The organism is Bradyrhizobium barranii subsp. apii, assembly GCF_011516635.5.
In the GTDB taxonomy this organism is placed as follows: domain Bacteria; phylum Pseudomonadota; class Alphaproteobacteria; order Rhizobiales; family Xanthobacteraceae; genus Bradyrhizobium; species Bradyrhizobium barranii.
This window is the reverse complement of sequence record NZ_CP096255.1, coordinates 2,028,776-2,045,945: the sequence shown is the minus strand read 5'-3', so window position 1 is coordinate 2,045,945 and position 17,170 is coordinate 2,028,776. Positions and strand designations below refer to the sequence as shown.

Genomic DNA, 17,170 nt, shown 5'->3' with positions numbered 1-17,170 from the left:
CCGGAATGAATATTACGCAGCCCTCGTGACGTGGGCAACGGACTTGATTGTCATGCGATCGTGGTGAGCTTGAAGGGCCGCACGCAGAACCGACAATTGCTTATGCGCCTTCAATCGTCGGAAGCCCTTGTTGGCCTCGATCATACCGGCCGCGACCCATCGCAAGGCCATACCGGCATCCCGCCAGCGTTTAACGTTGCGCGTGACGCGGCGAATGGTGCCCATCATGTTCTCGGCGATATTGGTACAGGCGAGCGATCGGCGAAGCTCCTTCGGCAACTTCAACCGGACGACAGTCAGGATTTCGTCGAGGCCTTCGAGGATACTGGCCGCAACGCCGGGCCATTGCTGGTCGAGTCGACGCGCGAGATTGCGGATCAATTTTTCAGCCTTGTCGGCGTCATCGAGCTCCCAGGCCTGGCGCAGCACCCGGCGGGTGGCCGCATGATGCTCTTTCGGCAGGCGTTCCATGATGTTGCGCGCCTTGTGGATCTGGCAGCGCTGGATCGCAGCGGCCGAACCGAAGGTGCGGCGGATCGCCTTCGACAACGCCTTCGCGCCGTCGGCGATGAACAGTCTTGGCACCGTCGGGTCGAGCCCGCGCGAGACCAGGTTGTCCAGCAGGGCCTGAACCGTTGCTGCATTCTCGGTCGCCCCTTCCACCAGCGCCAGCGGATGCTTGTTGCCTTCGCCGTCAACCCCGATCGCGGCCACCAGCACGAGATCGTCGTCGAGATGCAGCCCGTCGATTTGGACCACCAGAAGGTCGAGCGCGGACAGATCGGCAGCCATGAAGTCGGCCAGCCGCGCCGCCGACAGAGCCACGAACCTCCGCGAGGCCGCCGACTTCGAAATCCCCGATCCGGGCGGTGCCGGCACGTCACCCTCGGGCAGCCGGACGGCGCGGCCGAACCGGCGCGTCGACACATTGATCAGCATCAGGTTCATCGCCCAGCGACCGAGCCAGTCCTCCTGCGCCGCCGTTTCCCAGCTCGGGATCGTGACCTCGCGGCCGTCCATGCCCCGGACCCGCGGGCGATCGACCTCGATCTTGCCGCCGTGGAAACCGATCCGCCCCCGCGTTCGGCCCCAACGGTGCGCCCGCCGCGCCGCATCACGACCGTGGCGCGGCCCGCAGGCCGCTGTCACATCCGCCTCCATCATCGTGCCGAGCGCCTCGATTCCTGCCGCAAGGCAGAACCGATCGAAGCTCGCTCGCACTTCCGCAAATGATTTCTCCACAGCCCCGGTCGCCGGCCAACCAGCCGGTGTGATATCTCTCGTCATGGCGTTGCTCTCCTTTGTGGAATCAGCACCCCGAGCCTACCGGCTCAAGGTGGGCAACGCCGACCTCTTCAGAAATTCAACAGAACCCGGGACATCCCCGATATCAGTCCACATTCTCGATCCCTTTGATGCTTCGCAACACCTATGGAATCAGAACTCGCTGATATCACTCAACTTATTTTTCGGTCGGACACTAAGGATTCTGCGCGCTGCTTCCTCCAGGAACTGATCGTTTAAAACTGCTTCCTCGACGGGGCTGCTGCCAACCGGCACCTTTCCAGGCAAAGAGCACGGCGATTGCAGCAGCTGATAGACGCGAGTTTCTGGTCCATCACCCTCAGGAAGCTCCCGTGGAGTATTCAGCTGCTGAACATCAATCACATGAGCTGAGAGAATATCCGCCAGTCGGACGGCATCCTCTGTATTCAACAATCTTTCGTCAGGCGCTTCGTTAGACATGCCGATTTTCTCCTGTTGTGTATACTAGTTGCGTCGTATCACTCTGATCCTGTTTCGCACGGATGTTGTTGAAGTTTTGTCGGGGCTTGCGACGGAATTATCCCATGGACGCGGGTGAAAGGGCCATGGGCATGCTGGTGCTGTAGCTCCAGTTCATCGGCATGCCTTACGGATAGTATCGCGCCCGCAATATCGACGACCTTTCCAGCGAGTGGATGATTGCCGGTTGCCAAGACGGTGCTCCCAGCGATTCTCACTACGGAAAACTGTCTCAACTTGCCGGAGTTCGGTATCTCGCTCTCAAATTGGAAGCCGACTTTTAGCGAGCTTCGCACTCCAGTTGGAAACTGGCCGATGCTCATGCAGAGATCTAAAGCTGGATCGACTTCGCCGAAGGCAAATTTGGGAGCGATCTTTTGCTGGAACGAAAATCCAGCAGACTTTCCATCGATAGCCTGCGCCAAACCAAGTATCGGTGCCTCAATCCTATGGAGGTAGTCCAAGGGAGAATTTACCGTGAAGCGCTTAAAGGTGAATCCGCCAATGGAAAACTCAACGCCCAGGCGAACCACCGTGTTCTGCAGAGCCAGGCAGGAGCACTCAGCTGACACACCGAGCCTCCTGTTCGCTATCAGCGCAACCTGCTTCTATGCCAGCTCGATCGCCACTTGGCTGACGTTCCATTCCCCAGGCCCGAAGCATGGGGAAAGATGGGAATGCCCGCGTGACGGCCAGCGCGCCGTCACGATCAAGGACAGTCCGCTTACAACCAACGCGCTGTGCCTGTAGGACGACCGAAAGCGCGCCACGATGAAGTGCGCGGCGGCCGCATGTTGATGCTGTTTGACGCACTGAATCAACATCGAGAAGCGAGTCGAATTCAACTAGCAACTCGTTTCTATGGGCAAGCTGGCTCCAAGCACCACAACTATCGCTAGCAAACAAATATTCGATTTCGCGCAAACGCCCGCTTAGGAGCGCAGCCGGAGCAAGATCAAATAGCAAATGCTGCTTGACCGCCAACTGATCGGAGACAGCGAACCGGGTTGAACGATCCGCAGCGAACTGGGCAAAGTCAAGAAATTGCTCAATTCCAATTAACTTCGGATCGTATGCCGAATACGCCATCTTCGAGTGCTTGAGATAATCGCACATGAACTGAAAAATTCCGCCATCTACTACGTGATTCAAGACCGATATAGTATCCCGAAACTGCAGACGGAGATCTTGCAGAGACCAAGCCAATCTCGTCAGAAACTCGATCTCGTGCAGCGACATCGTCGGTGTTGATATCAAATTGTAGGGGGGCTGATCGAACGCTGTGATCGAAAGGAGGGACTTTTGAGACCACAGGTCCGACCCTGGGAAGACATCAAGTGGGAAAACGGAAATCACGCCGGGATCTAGGGAGTAAACCAAGTTGAGGCCCCTACCGAACGATTCCATCGTTTCGTCAGGAAGGCCGATAATCAAGTCAATTTGGACGACATCACGGATCTTAGGCAAATACTCGACCAATGCGTGATACCGCTGAACGAATTTTTTTAGGTTTTGCGGCCGATTTGATCGCCGAACGGTTTGTGAGTCGGCACTTTGAAGTCCGATCTCGATCTTTGCGACCGCCCCCCTCTGGGCTAGATTCCTCATTTGCTTGATGCATTCAGAGTCCATCATCTCGAGATAAATCTCGAAAGCAAATTTCGTGTCCTCCGTGACATGCTCCACCAAATAGCGAAGCAACTCAGCCTGCCGCTCGGCCTTGTCGCCAAAAATTGAGTCGAGGAACGCTATAAGCGGAAAGCCGTCATCTAGGCATTTCTTGATAATGGACTTAACATGCTCATTGTCGAATAAGATGCGTTGCTTCCCGCCCCAATCACAAAAAGAACAGTTGAATCTGCACCCCCTTATGGTTTCGATGAATGCGGTACGGGTTACTCGCGGGTCAATCAATCCCATCAAGTAGGGATTTGGTGGCGCAGTCTGCTGCCGACTGCCGACTGCCGGTTGGCAGCAATTCGATTAGAGAGCCGTTTCGCCGGATCACGGTGCCGGGCACCTGATTGTCGCTCCCCGAATTCGACTCTAAAATTGCCGGGAAGACTGCCTCTCCGTCGCCGATGCAAAAACAATCTATCTCAGAGCAAGACTCGGCCAATCTCCGCCAATCGTTCTCGACCAGCTTGCCTCCCCATATCACCCTGATTTCGGGACGGGCGAGTTTAAGCATCCGTGTCAGAGCAGTTGTTATTGAGACGTTCCAAACAAATACGGAGAACCCCACAAGAGACGGGTTTCGCGCCACGATTTCACTGACAACGCTAAGATGCTTGCGAGATCGAAGCCGCTCATCGTCTACTTCAGAAAAATCCTTGACCCGGAGGGTCAAGCAATCAATCTGCCAGTCGGATGCGACAGACGGGTTACTTAGAGCAGCCGCCTTCAACAAATTAATAGCGTAACCAGTCGGCTCTTGCGGCGCACACTCCACGAGCAGCGCGCACAGCTTTGATTTGGATGGGGTCGGGCTGATCCTCATGAACCTCGGGCCCAGTTGTCACTCTCGCTTTTGAGTCTCAAAAGCCGAGCCTGTCGCACGGAAAGTATCTAACGTTTCGTTCAACGGCTGTTGCCGAACAACGGCGGGACAAACGGTGCAAGCTCTCGCCCCAACTTGTGAGTGCCATCGGCAAGACCCCCTTATCGAACAGTATTGCGGCGTTCGTCGAAATTCTGGTTGATCAGCTAAGAGTCTGTCCGGAAAGATTACCTTGGATTGCATAGCTTTCGCAGCATGAGTCGGATGGAGGCCAGCTTGAGAAAGGCGAGCGCCCTGTGATTGAAGCATTCCCAATCTTTGGACAGTCTTCGGCATCGCCCGAGCCAGGCAAAGGTACGCTCGACGATCCAGCGTTTGGGCAAGACGACGAAACGGTGAGCCTGATCGGAGCGTTTGACGATTTCGAGGTTCACGCGCTTCAGAGCGCTACGCAGCCCCTTCTGGAAATGTGGCCCTTGATATCCGCCGTCGGCGTAGAGCTTCAGAAGAAAGGGATAGAGGCCGAACAACGTTGCCATCAGGAGCACGCCGCCGTCGCGATCCTGGATGTCCGCCGCATGCACGATGGCGTGCATCAAGAGGCCTTGCGTGTCGACGAGAATGTGCCGCTTCTTGCCCTTGATCTTCTTGCCCGCGTCGTAGCCATGGAGATCATGAGGCCCCCTTTTTCAGCGCTTTTCACGCTCTGGCTATCGATGATGGCGGCGGTGGGAGAAGCCTCGCGCTCGGCCCTTTCGCGACATTCGACATAGAGGGCGTGATGAATTTTATCGAGCGTGCCGTTCCAGCTCCACAGATCGAAGTAGCCATACAGCGTCGAGCGCGGCGGCAGGTCCTTGGGGATCGCGCGCCACTGGCAACCTGTGCTCAGGATGTACATCAGCCCGTTGGCAATCTCGCGCAGGTCCACCGTACGCTTGTTGCCGCCGCGCTTGGCCGGCGGGATGCGAGGCGCGATCAGCGCCCACTCCTCGTCGGTCAAGTCGCTCGGATAGCGCAGGCGGCTGCGGTCGTAGCGTGCACGGTTCTCGGTAGTCCACATTGGCGGCGCGTCCCCATCGAATCAGGCCGCTCACCTTGAATCACAACCGATTCATTCGACTCAACATGTTTTGGAACAGACACTAAGACTTCAATCAGCCTACACCGTCCCTCAAACCACTTGTTGCACTTCTCTTTCACACACCCATTTGCGAATCTAAACCGGTCGTCTAATGGACCAGCGGTGGAGCCTTCGGCGACAAATAGTTCATCAACGGCGACTGCAGGAACTATGTCTACTTCACGGGGGCCCCGTACTACACCGACGAGAAGTGCGCCCGGAACGGGCTCTGAACTCGGACAAAGAAGACCCGCGCTCTCGGCCATCTTCATTCTTCCACGGAAGCCTCAATACCAGGCAGAGGACCGGGGCCACGAAAAGTGATCTTGTCTGAAGAACGGAAATTCATTTTTGAAATTTCGACCATTACAGCACTGCGAACCACTTCGTTCAAGGCTTGGATCTGCTTGCTATTGAGATCAAAGCCAACAAGCTTGATCGAGAAAGCTATTTCCTTTGCTGCCTTCTTTGGCATGCCCCTCTCCCTCCGCCATTTGCGCCATTATCTTCCAACACCATTATCCCGATAGTCAAGAGATTGCTTCTAACACAGATTGAGAACAGGCGCGGTTGGGATTGCCGGGTAGGCTGAAGTTGGCCACGATACCTAACGATCCGATTTAGCGAAAAGGTCGAGTTCAAATTCTGCCGCTCGCTTGAAGGCCGGCAGCGAGCCGCACCGATACAGGCACTAGACCGGCTCGGAAGACCCGCCCTATCGGGATTATGTGAGCCTCCGTGAGCAGGCTGAAAAACCTCTACACCACTCTCAGCGTTGATCGTGTTCTGCAACTTGCCGATCGTGTCCCGTTGCGTGGTGTAGCCAGGGGGAGTTCACCACGTTCGCCGGTCGCGCACGGTTGCGTGGAGCACGGCGAGCCGGAGTGTTGCGCTGCAGCGGTCATCTGTTTCGAGTGGTTGATGCGCCCGGAGATGTAATTGCCGGCCACATCAAATGGACCGGTTACTGGGCCGGGCAAAAGCCAACGATTCGAATCGAACGCCACAAGACCGGAGCCGTCATCGACCATCCGCTGGAAGAGCGACTGCCAACCGGCGAGATTGTCAAATTCTATGAGGAAGCCGAGGCGGTGCTGGCGACGCTCGTACGTCGCGGCGCACCCATGATTCTGCGGAAAGTCGAGGAAGGAGTTTCCAAGCCTTACTCCTTCTCTGGTATGCAAAAAGGTTGTCCGGCGCATGAGAAAGGCAATTGGCCTGCCGAAGGAGTTCACCCTGGGCGCCTGCCGTCACAAGGGTATGACCGAGCTTGAGGAGGCGGAACTGACCGAGGGCCAAGGACGTGCCCTATCTGCACACCGCACCCGGGAGAGCTATGCGGGATACGCCAAGCGCACCGAGGCCCGGATGTTATCGGCGATCTGAGATAGTTGGATGCGGGCTGAGACTGGGTCCTGGCCGCCGGCAAGGCGGCGCCTCTCCAAATGCCTAGTTTCCAAATGAACAGCCGGTTGGAGCGCTAAGTCCAGGAGTTCCGCACGAACGTCTGCCCTGAGCGAACGCCAGAATGGCGGAATCAAAATCCGCTTAATTACTCAATGATTTCAAGGCATATTTGGAATAAATCGTCGAAACACGCTCCAGTAATTTCAATAGGTTGGCTTCTGTTTCCAAATGAAAATGGGGCAGCGAGCGATCGATCAAGCAACGCAGCTGCCCTTCGGATTCGCTTAAGCGGCGTCGTCGATCTCGCGCTTGCGGCATGGATGTTCACCGATCTCCCGGACACCGCGCTTTGGGCTCCAGGACTCTTGCTCGGCGCGAACATGATCCTGGGCGGCATCGCGTTCCTGTTGCGCGCATCACGCGCCCCCCTTTCGGTCGGTCTTCACCTGCAGCAGGGAAGGCGGATGACAATGCGGCTTGATCCATGTCAGTCAAATGTCAGCTATCACCCGCCATATTGGAGCGACGTCGAAGTCATCGAAGCCGCGCTTTATGGGGGCGCTTGTGTCGTCAAATTCTACCGGTGCGCCGCCCGCCCAAATGGAAAGAATGCAGGCACTGAAGGAGTCCTCGGCCAGAGTTACCCGCGGGAAAACGCTCAGAGCCGGTCTGGCAGCCGCAGCTGTGACTGCGTTGCTGGTTGCGTCTCACGCGTCCCCGGCATCCGCCCTGAGCGACGAAGACTGGGATTCGTGCGCGCGTCCCGCCGAACTGTCGTCCGATCGTCCGATCGTCCGATCAGGGGTTGCACTGCGGTGATCAAGGCAGGCGAGCGAATTCTCGCCCAATTGGTCGCAGCGTACAACAATCGGGGCCTTGCTTTCAGGGCAAATGGAGACCTGGACCGCGCGATAGAGGATTATGACCAGGCCATTCGCCTGATGCCCGACCATCATGTCGCCATCGGCAACCGCGGCGTGGCATTGATGGCCAAGGGCGAGCTGGATCGCGCAATCACGGATTTTGATCGTGCCATTCGACTGAGGTCGGACTACCTCGCAGCGTTCGGCGCTCGAGCGGAGGCTCATCGCCGGAAGAGCTTGTTCGAGCGAGCCATCGCTGACCTCGATGTGGTTATCAAAGCTGTTCCAACGGATCCGGCTCCTATTCGCGAGCGCGGAACGATGAAGGCCAAAATGGGCGACGCGGCCGGCGCGGAAGCTGATTTTCGCCGGGCCGAGGCGCTTACCTCCGGCGGTGCCGCGCAAGAGCGTCCCAGATGATAGTCACACCGATCTGAAGCGTAGTCTCAGAAGATCGCGGAAGCCTCATAGGTTGGGGACATCGATCACGCCAAATTCTGAGACAGGCATGATCCAATAGACGATCCTGGATCCGGCGAAGGTCGCTTTTAGCCGTTCGAGCAACTGCGCCGCTTCTTGCACCTGAAGAATCGTGCGCACCATCAACTCGTCGGCGTGGCCTTTGACCCGCTCGGCCGATGTCTGCAATCGGACGTCGGGACCGTGTCCCGCAGCGTCAGAGGCCGTAAAGCCGGAAACGAGATCCCGCTGTTCGCTTAGAGCCTGACTCAAAATTGCATTGCTGTTTTTATCGCTGCGATGCGCCTTGTCATGAGTTGGACAGAGGCGAGGAAGAGCCAGGCAGTTGCGCTTTCGATGGTTCGCTCGAAGTCCTTGGCCAATCTGCGGTTGCGGCCGAGCCAGGCGAAGGTTCGTTCGACCACCCAGCGGCGCGGAAGCACCTCGAAGCCCTGTGCGGCATCGGAGCGCTTGATGATCTCGACAGTCCACCGGCCGATCTTTTCCAGCACCGCCTTGAGCTTTTCGCCGGCATAGCCGCCATCGGCGAAGATATGGCGCAGCCAGGGGAAGCGGTAGCGAATGCTGCACAGGACATCTGGCGTGCCGTCACGATCCTGGACGTCGGCAGCGTGAACGATCGCTCCGACCAGGAGCCCTTGGGTGTCGGTGACGATGTGGCGCTTTCGACCCTTGATCTTCTTTCCCGCGTCGTAGCCGCGAGGGCCGCCACTTTCCGTGGTCTTGACCGATTGGCTGTCGATCACGCCGGCCGTCGGCGAGGCCTCCCGGCCGATCGCCTCGCGCGCCAGCATCAGGAGTGCGTGGTTGATCGATTGCCACAATCCGCTGTCGCGCCATTGGTAGAAATAGTACTGCACCGTGGTCATTGGTGGAAACAGAGTGGGCGGCAGCATGCGCCACGGCAATCCGCCGCGCAGCAGATAGAGTACTGCCTCGACGATGTCGCGATAGCTCCATTTCGGGCGCCGCCCGCGCTTGGCCCGCACAGGAAGCAACCTCTCCAGCACGCCCCATTCCGCATCCGTCAAGTCGCTTGGCAAACGCAGCTCCTCTCGGGCAAACTGTGCCCGGGTGATATCAGTCCACATTCTCGATCCCTTTGATGCTTCGCAACACCGATGGAATCAGAACTCGCTGATATCACTCAACTTATTTTTCGGTCGGACACTTAGATAATCGAACAGCTCGTCGCGGAGCGAGCGGCCGGCGATCAGCGTGAGGCAGACGAATTCGGCACTCATTTGGCCCCCTTCACAATGCCGCCAAACCGGCGATAAAGGATCGGTAGAAGGATCAGCGTCAAAGCAGTCGATGAGACTAGGCCGCCAATCACCACGATCGCGAGCGGGCGCTGGATCTCTGATCCTGGGCCGGTCGCAAACAAGAGGGGGATCAGACCCAAGGCTGTGATACTCGCCGTCATCAGGACCGGTCTTAGCCTGCGCTGGGCGCCATCCACGACGATGCGACCTTCCGGTACGCCGTGGGCGCGGAGCTGATTGAAGTATGAGACCAGTACGACACCGTTCAGCACCGCGATCCCGAGCAGCGCAATGAACCCAACAGATGCCGGCACCGAGAGGTATTCGCCGCTAAGCACCAACGCAAAGACGCCACCAATCACGGCGAACGGGATATTGACCAAGACCAACAGCGCCTGTCGGATCGAACCGAAGGTCGTGAACAGCAGCACAAAGATAAGGCCGATCGCCACCGGCACCACGATCGAAAGGCGTGCGGCCGCGCGTTGCTGATTTTCGAACTGACCGCCCCAAGTTAGCCTGTAGCCTTGCGGCAGAGGTAACTCCGCCGCGACTTTCTGCCGGGCTGCATCAACGAATCCGACCATATCGCGGCCGCGAACGTTGGCGCGCACGACGCTCATCCGATTCCCGTTCTCGCGATTGACCACGACGGGACCATCCACCCGTTGAATGCGGGCCACTTGCGAGAGCGCCACATGCTGACCGGAGGCCAGAGTCAGGGGCAAGCTTGCGAGCAGTGTCGGAGCTTCGCGGGTGGTTTCGCTGCCGCGAACGAGGATCGGTGTGCGGCGCCCTTCTTCGAGCACTGTGCCGATCGTGCGGCCCTCGATCTGGGTACGCAACGAGTTGGAGATAGCGTCCACGGTCAGGCCGAGGCGTCCGGCCTCCATCCGGTTTACCGCGACCGTGTAATATTGTGCGCCCTCGTTGAGAGTGGTGTAAACGTCCTCGGCGCCTGCGATGCTGGACAAAATGGCGGACAGCTTGCTCGCAATGTCATTCAGCTTGGCGATATCAGGTCCAAAGATCTTCACTGCGACATCGCCGCGTACGCCGCTGATCATTTCTTGAACGCGCATATCAATCGGCTGGGTGAAGCTGAGCGATAGTCCCGGGAAATTGCCGAGGACCTGCCGCAGCTCTTCAATCAGGGCAGATTTGTCGACCGATTTCCGCTCCTCTGCCGGCTTCAGAACCAGAAACGTATCGGTCTGGTTGGGTCCCATCGGGTCAAGCCCCAGCTCGTCGGAGCCGCTCCGGGCCACGATGCTTTTGATGTCGGGAACTTTCGCGAGGATGGCCGACTGAAGTCTGGCATTGATTGCGATCATCTCATCGAGGTTGATAGATGGCAGAGCCTCGACGCTGACAATGATGTCGCCTTCGTCCATGGTCGGCATAAAGGTCTTGCCGAGCTGGGTGTAGGCATAGCCGGCAGCGACGAGGGCCGCAATGGCCGCGATGATGACCTTACGCTCGTTGCGCAGAGCCCAATCAAGTGCAGGTGCGTAGAGCCGAGACGCAATTCTGATCAACCATGGTTCGTGGTGCGACGTGTTCTTGAGCAGAAACGAAGTTGCCACGGGGATGACCGTGAGCGCCAGGAGCAGCGAGCCGCCGAGCGCGAATATGATCGCGAGCGCCACGGGGATGAACAACTTCCCTTCCAGCCCCTCCAGCGTCAACAGCGGCACGAATACGATCATGATGATCAGTACGCCCGATGCGACCGGCTGGAGCACCTCGCACACAGACCGGTAGATGGTATGGACGAGCGGGGCGGCCTTTCCCTGAGGTTCCTTGCTGAGATTCCCTACGACGTTCTCGACCACCACCACCAACGCGTCGATCAGCATGCCGATAGCGATGGCAAGGCCGCCCAGGCTCATCAGGTTTGCCGACATGCCGACGATGCGCATGACAACTAGCGCAATGACGATCGCAAGCGGCAGGCTCAGGGCAATCACCAGGGAGGCTCGCCAATTGCCAAGAAACAGCAGAAGAAGGACGACCACTAGCACCGTTGCTTCGCCAAGCGCGCGGACAACGGTGCCAACCGCGCGGTCGACCAGCCGGCCGCGATCGTAAAACACCTGGATGCTGACGCTCCGAGGGAGCGATTGCTTGATCTCGTCAAGGCGAGCCTGGACGTCAGCCACGAGTTGGCGCGCATTGGCACCTCGCAGACCAAGAACAAGGCCTTCCACCGTTTCGCCGTGACCATCCGCGGTGACCGCGCCGTATCGCGTCAGCGAGCCCAACTGGACACGGGCAATGTCCTTGACACGGATCGGAACGCCGTCCTTGGTATCGACGACGATCTGTCTGATGTCGTCGATCGTCCGAATGCTGCCTTCGATGCGCACGAGAGCGCTGTCTTCACCCTGATTGACACGACCGGCGCCGTCATTGCGGCTGTTCGTCTCGATGGCACGCCGAAACATCTCGTAGGAAATGCCGCGCGCTGCAAGCGCATCGTTGAGCGGAACGATCTCGAACGCCCGAACATATCCCCCGAGCGCGTTAACGTCGGCCACTCCCGGCACTGTCCGCAGCGCTGGACGGATCACCCAATCAAGCAGACTTCGTCGCTCGGCCAGCGAGAGATCCGCACTTTCAATGGTGAACATGAACATTTCGCCGAGCGGACTGGTGATCGGCGCTAGTCCGCCGGCAACCCCTTCTGGCAGGTCGCGACTAATGTTGGCCAGGCGTTCGGACACTTGGTTGCGCGCCCAGTAGATGTCGGTGCCATCCTCGAAATCGACTGTGACGTCGGCCAGCGCGTATTTGGTGGTCGAGCGCAGGATCTTCTTGTTTGGTAACCCGAGCAGTTCGAGTTCGATCGGCACGGTGACCCGCTGTTCCACCTCCTCCGGTGTGAGGCCCGGCGCCTTCATGATGACTTTGACCTGGACGGGCGAGACATCCGGAAAAGCGTCGATCGGTAGGCTTGGCAACATAACGAGGCCGGCGCCGATCAACAGGAGCACGCCGAGAGCGACGAACAGCCGCTGGGAAAGCGCAAATGCGACAAGGCGTTCGAGCATGACTAGCCCGCCCCCAGCTTCAGCAGGATTCCGCGGAGCGCGGAGATACCGCTGACCGCCACTTCGTCCTTATCCGTGAGGGTGCCGGAGACCACGACATGGTCCTGGTCCTCCTCAAGGAGCGTAACCGGGATCAGACGAAAGCCATCCTGCGTCGAGACGAATACAGACGCTTGTTCGCCGCGTCTGATCAGCGCACTGTAAGGGAGTTCCCAGGCGCTTTCCCGTTTGGAAGTGAAGGAGATGCGAGCGGCGGCAGTCTGCCCTGGTCGCAGTTCGCCGGAGTTCTGTACCTCTGCCCGGACTAGCACGGTTTGTGTGGCCGGATCGGTCGTTTCAGAGACCAGCACGACCTGGCCCGGACTCTCGTAACCGTCGATCTCCACTTTCACGCCCTGTCGAATAGCTTTGATGTTCGACGCCGGAACCGCGATCTCGACCCACAGCGGAGAAAGCTGCGCGAGCTTGATCAGCGGGGCCGATTGCTCCACGCGCTGGCCGGGAGATACGGCAATATCGATGACAGTCGCCGGCCGTGGTGCTGCAACCCTAAGGGTCGCGCTTATCGCTGCTTCGCTTGTCAGTTTCGAGATTGTCTCCTCGGAAAGACCGCTGAGTCGGAGCATCTGACGACGCTCCGCGACTGCAATGGCCGCCTGCCGAGCCTCCGCCTGGCTCCCCTCGAGAACGCGCTGTGGCACCGCGTTACCTTGAAACAACTGGTTGTTACGGTTGAGTTGCTGGGCGGCGAGGACTTCCTGTGCAACGGCATGCAGATAATCGCGCTGCTGCGACACGAAGCTTGGGCTCTCCATCGTGGCGAGCGGCTGTCCAGCGACAACACGGTCACCCCGCGCCACTGAAAGATTGGTCACCATGCCGGCCACAGGAGCGCTAACGACCCACAATTGCGGGGTAGGAATGACGATCTGGGCGGGATAGGGCAGCGTCTTGTCGGTCGGGCTCGCAACGGGATGAACTACGCGGATGCCCAGGCTCGTTGCCTGCTCAGGGCTGAGCTTTAACTGGTCCTCGGCCACCGATTTGGACGGCAGGGTCAGGAACGCCAGTGCGATCAGGACGCGCGTCCAGTTCAGCCATGGGGGCGCTGATGAACTCAGATACATTGCAAAGATCCCATTGCAGCGACCGAAACTGAGGATTTTGACCGTTATGACCGAATATTGCCGCTCTGCAGGTCAGCGGTTGACGCTCATCAATCCCGTCACCAGTCTGACGCTGACGGGCGACGCGGAGCAGAGTGCTTTTACACAGCTGCATCATGATGCACCGTCACTGACCGCAAGCTGTTGATCCATGTCAGCAAGTTGTAAGGTCGGATGTGCGATCATGAATTGCTGATCGCGCTTGTGCGATGGCGGTTAGGTATTTGGGAGACCCGCCGTGCTGCTGAAGAAATGCGCTCTTGCGGCGACTGCATTCGCTTTCTGTTTATTAGGTTTACCCCAATCCGCGTCCTCACACGGAGGGATAGCGCAAGATCCATGGAATCCCGCGCATCTAACGAATTTGCCTTCGGAGATCCGAGTCCAAGCGAAAAAGTGGGAAGCTGCGTGTGGCGCCTCGATCGCTGTGGCACAACGATTTGCACTTTACCTCACGACTCCTGGCACTCAATTCGTTGCTCTTCACTTCGACGATTTCCAGTGCCGCAACAGAGGGGTCGTTTGCGACGCATCAGGATGTCTGCACGAAGTGTACGTGAAAGTGGGAGGACGGTACCGGAAGGTACTTGCTCTGCGCGCTCAGGATGTCCGCTTAGTGCGTGAGCAAGACACCGCCTTTTTGGAGATACAGGACCAATCGAGCGGAGCGCGACGGCTCCTGCGCTGGAATGGGTCGCGCTTCGTGCCCCGGGCTGGGACTGAGAACCGGTAAGTTCGATTATTGATGCTCGGTGAAGTGGCTATGAAGCCGAAGTGGTACATCTCCTTCGAACCCGCAAGCCGCGAAACAGACCGGATTTATCGTCGCGAAACCAGGACCTTTCCTAACGAAGCTGAAGCAAAGGCATTCGCGCGGATGATCCTCGATCGTGCCTTTCGTATTTCCGCTGGGACAATAAATCCCGTTCAGCCAAAACAGGTGATTGGATCCAACCGGGGACTGTCTGACTGGCTCTCTCGGACTTGATCAATTGCGGGTGTTATCATGTGTGCGGCTGTTGTACAGGGAATGGCCGAAAAGTCAGTATCTCGTTTTGGCGACGCGGCGTCTACCGCATGCGCAACCGACAAGGTCGCGCTCTCGCGCCGCTGGCGCCCGTGGCGAGGCGTCAGGCTCGCTGCGGCGTAGTCGAAGTCGCAGTCGATTTTTCTGCGGAAGGGCTCGGAAGCTTAGGGACCACGGATCTCGGAGCAATTGTCGCCTTCAGCCCGCCGAGCTCTGAGTTCGAGAGTTCCAGTTTCCAGTCGTACGCGTCCAGGACGTCCTGGACGATGGCAAGACCCAGACCGGCTGCTCCACCTCGCTCGTCGAGTCGGGTACCGCGCTCGAGCACGCGTAACAGGTGGGTCGGTTCGATGCCTTTGCCGTCGTCTTCCACGACGAGGGAGGGCCGGCTGTCATCGGCAGTGATGCGAACGATTCCGGCAGCATGGCGCGCAGCGTTCTCGATCAGATTGCCGAGGACTTCTGCAAGGTCGGTCCTGTCGAGCGAGACACATAGATCATCGGCGACAAGGTTCTCGAATCTCACATGCGCGCCCTCGGGAGTGCGCGACAGAGTTGCGAGGATAGCCCCCACGAGCGGCTTCACGGCAGCGGATATTGCTGCGCCGCCTCTGGCCCGCCCGCGAACCCTGGCGCGCGCGAGCTCGCGGTCCACGTGGCGGCCCATAGTTTCGCCTACGGCGTCGATGTCTCGCGCAATGTCGTGCTCGCCCCGCTCCCGGAGGCGCAAGGCATCGGCGGCAAGAGCAGCAAGCGGCGTCTTCAGCCCGTGCGCCAGGTCCGCAGCGCGACCGCGTGACCGTTCGATTTCGTGTTCCTGCGCCTCGATGAGTGCGTTGACTTCCTCGACAAGGGGATGGACTTCGGTCGGGACCGAGGATGGCAAATACCCGGTTCGTCCCGCTCTGATATCGGCCACTCCGCGGCGAAGTACGACCAGTGGACGCAAACCGACGCCGACCTGGATCCAGGTCGCGAGGGTCAATACGCAGCCAAGAAGGACGAGCGCGATCGAGAGATCCTTGGCAAACGCTGAGCTTGCGTCCGACACCCTCGCCAAGTCCTCGGCGACGGCAAGGCGGACGATTACTGGCTTCCCAGCCGCGGAAAGCGTGACTGCGCGCTCGGCTACCAACACGCGCTGGCCGCCGGGGCCGGAAGCTTCGTGCTGGTGCGTTTCGCCAGGGCTCAGCCGATCCGCCGGGAGCTCCATGGCCGAATCCCACAGCGAGCGCGAACGAAACAACTGCCCGTGGTCATCGCCGACCTGCCAATACAGTCCGGAGAGCGGATCCGCGAAGCGTGGATCGACGGGGGGCTGCATCAAAACCAGCTTACCCTGGGGGTCGACGTCGATATTCGCGAGAAGCTGCTTCAGATGGACGTCGAGATCTTGAGCCAGGGTACGCGAGACGTGGCGCTCGAAGACGACGACGAGCGCCCCGCCGGCGAGCCCAAGCGCAATCAGGATTGCGACGATGCCGCCGGCGACAAGTCTTAGTCTGAGCGAATGACGTTTCATTCGGGGTCGTCCGGCATCAGATAGCCGAACCCACGCCGCGTCTCGATGGCGTCGGCGCCCAGCTTTTTGCGCACGCGGCCAACCAGCACCTCGAGTGTATTGGAATCGTGGTCTTCGCCGTGGCCGTAGACGTTCTCGTCGATCTCCTGCTGCGAGACGACCCGCCCGCGATTCCGGAGGAGATGGGCAACGAGCCTGTATTCGAGCGGTGTGAGTGCAACTGGCACGCCGCGGCGGGTCACCTTCATCTGCCGCTCGTCAAGCGTGATCTCACCCGCCGTGATGAGTGAGGAGCCGTGTCCCGCCGAGCGGCGCACGATTGACCGCAGCCGGGCCAGCAGCTCCTCCATCCGGAACGGCTTCGGCAGGTAGTCGTCCGCGCTGGCATCGATGCCGTCCACGCGCTCGGCCCAACTGCCTCGTGCGGTGAGGATGAGAACCGGCATGTGGCGACCGTTGGCGCGCCAGCGTTTCAGGACCGCAAGGCCATCCATGCCGGGCAAACCCAGGTCGAGAATGATGGCGCCGTAATCCTCGGTGTCACCAAGGAACCAGGCATCCTCGCCGTTGGCAACCGTTTCGACTACGTACCCGGATGCTTCGAGTGTGCGCGAGACATCCGACGCGATCCGCTGGTCGTCCTCGACAACAAGCACGCGCATCACTTCTCCTTGGCCCGTTCGACTTCGCCGCTGCGGGCATCGACGTGGATCTCGAACAACCGCCCCTTCTCGTCGACCACCCGGAATTCGTACATCCAGGCACCGGCCTCTCGTTCGAGCTTCACGCCAACAACCTCGCCCGGAAGCTTGCCCTTGACCTTGTTCAAAATATCGGCAAGCGGACGTATCTCGCCGGCCTCTACGGCCCGTCGCGCGTCGTCATGATCGCGGGCGAGCGCTGGCGCCCCGCCCGCGACCAACAGGACGGCGGCAAGGATCAGGGCGCGAACCGGGTGCAGAGGTAAATCCATGAGCAA

Annotated in this window: 15 protein-coding genes and 2 pseudogenes; 2 read left to right on the top strand and 15 right to left on the bottom strand. The window is 59.1% G+C overall.

Going from position 1 to position 17,170, the window contains the following annotated elements; all coding sequences use genetic code 11:
- Positions 1-12: 12 nt before the first annotated feature.
- From HAP41_RS09795 to HAP41_RS09765, 7 genes and pseudogenes are all read right to left on the bottom strand, one after another.
- Positions 13-1,287: an IS256 family transposase gene (locus HAP41_RS09795; RefSeq protein ID WP_166064748.1), complete on the bottom strand. Its 1,275-nt coding sequence runs from the start codon at positions 1,285-1,287 to the stop codon at positions 13-15.
- A 150-nt stretch (positions 1,288-1,437) separates the two neighbouring features.
- Positions 1,438-1,746, bottom strand: coding sequence for a hypothetical protein (locus HAP41_RS09790; protein WP_166103035.1), 309 nt, complete (start codon positions 1,744-1,746; stop codon positions 1,438-1,440).
- 38 nt (positions 1,747-1,784) lie between these two features.
- Positions 1,785-2,318: an FKBP-type peptidyl-prolyl cis-trans isomerase gene (locus HAP41_RS09785; protein WP_166103040.1), complete on the bottom strand. Its 534-nt coding sequence runs from the start codon at positions 2,316-2,318 to the stop codon at positions 1,785-1,787.
- Between the two features lie 28 nt (positions 2,319-2,346).
- Complete coding sequence (locus HAP41_RS09780) at positions 2,347-3,705, bottom strand: B12-binding domain-containing radical SAM protein (RefSeq protein ID WP_166103043.1); 1,359 nt, start codon at positions 3,703-3,705, stop codon at positions 2,347-2,349.
- The gene (locus HAP41_RS09775; RefSeq protein ID WP_166103048.1) at positions 3,692-4,285 is read right to left on the bottom strand and encodes a cobalamin-dependent protein; all 594 of its coding nucleotides are present in this window, start codon (positions 4,283-4,285) and stop codon (positions 3,692-3,694) included. Before HAP41_RS09775 ends, HAP41_RS09780 begins: the two co-directional genes overlap by 14 nt.
- 227 nt (positions 4,286-4,512) lie before the next feature.
- Positions 4,513-5,348, bottom strand: a pseudogene (locus HAP41_RS09770) (IS5 family transposase).
- A gap of 328 nt (positions 5,349-5,676) precedes the next feature.
- Positions 5,677-5,883: a hypothetical protein gene (locus HAP41_RS09765; RefSeq protein WP_166103053.1), complete on the bottom strand. Its 207-nt coding sequence runs from the start codon at positions 5,881-5,883 to the stop codon at positions 5,677-5,679.
- Positions 5,884-6,292: 409 nt separating this feature from the next.
- Between HAP41_RS09765 and HAP41_RS09760 the strand changes: the two genes are divergently transcribed.
- Together HAP41_RS09760 and HAP41_RS09755 are read left to right on the top strand one after the other, a co-directional pair.
- Complete coding sequence (locus HAP41_RS09760; RefSeq protein WP_166103056.1) at positions 6,293-6,682, top strand: hypothetical protein; 390 nt, start codon at positions 6,293-6,295, stop codon at positions 6,680-6,682.
- 948 nt (positions 6,683-7,630) lie between these two features.
- The gene (locus HAP41_RS09755) at positions 7,631-8,098 is read left to right on the top strand and encodes a tetratricopeptide repeat protein (RefSeq protein WP_224580903.1); all 468 of its coding nucleotides are present in this window, start codon (positions 7,631-7,633) and stop codon (positions 8,096-8,098) included.
- 45 nt (positions 8,099-8,143) lie between these two features.
- On the opposite strand, the pseudogene HAP41_RS09750 reads toward HAP41_RS09755, so the two are convergent.
- From HAP41_RS09750 to HAP41_RS09715, 8 genes and pseudogenes are all read right to left on the bottom strand, one after another.
- Positions 8,144-8,398 (bottom strand): annotated as a pseudogene (locus tag HAP41_RS09750) (DUF3240 family protein); the annotation flags it as partial.
- Between the two features lie 8 nt (positions 8,399-8,406).
- Complete coding sequence (locus tag HAP41_RS09745) at positions 8,407-9,249, bottom strand: IS5 family transposase (RefSeq protein WP_166060442.1); 843 nt, start codon at positions 9,247-9,249, stop codon at positions 8,407-8,409.
- Between the two features lie 36 nt (positions 9,250-9,285).
- Positions 9,286-9,402, bottom strand: coding sequence for a DUF3240 family protein (locus tag HAP41_RS09740; RefSeq protein WP_224580904.1), 117 nt, complete (start codon positions 9,400-9,402; stop codon positions 9,286-9,288).
- Complete coding sequence (locus HAP41_RS09735) at positions 9,399-12,476, bottom strand: efflux RND transporter permease subunit (RefSeq protein ID WP_166103059.1); 3,078 nt, start codon at positions 12,474-12,476, stop codon at positions 9,399-9,401. The genes HAP41_RS09740 and HAP41_RS09735 overlap by 4 nt, the downstream gene beginning before the upstream one ends.
- 2 nt (positions 12,477-12,478) lie before the next feature.
- Positions 12,479-13,603: an efflux RND transporter periplasmic adaptor subunit gene (locus HAP41_RS09730; protein WP_166103064.1), complete on the bottom strand. Its 1,125-nt coding sequence runs from the start codon at positions 13,601-13,603 to the stop codon at positions 12,479-12,481.
- A 1,169-nt stretch (positions 13,604-14,772) separates the two neighbouring features.
- On the bottom strand, positions 14,773-16,191 hold the full coding sequence (locus HAP41_RS09725) for a sensor histidine kinase (protein ID WP_166103067.1): 1,419 nt from the start codon (positions 16,189-16,191) through the stop codon (positions 14,773-14,775).
- The gene (locus HAP41_RS09720; RefSeq protein ID WP_166106105.1) at positions 16,188-16,853 is read right to left on the bottom strand and encodes a response regulator transcription factor; all 666 of its coding nucleotides are present in this window, start codon (positions 16,851-16,853) and stop codon (positions 16,188-16,190) included. Before HAP41_RS09720 ends, HAP41_RS09725 begins: the two co-directional genes overlap by 4 nt.
- Positions 16,853-17,164, bottom strand: a complete 312-nt coding sequence (locus HAP41_RS09715; protein ID WP_166103072.1) for a PepSY domain-containing protein — start codon at positions 17,162-17,164, stop codon at positions 16,853-16,855. Before HAP41_RS09715 ends, HAP41_RS09720 begins: the two co-directional genes overlap by 1 nt.
- Between the last annotated feature and the right edge of the window lie 6 nt (positions 17,165-17,170).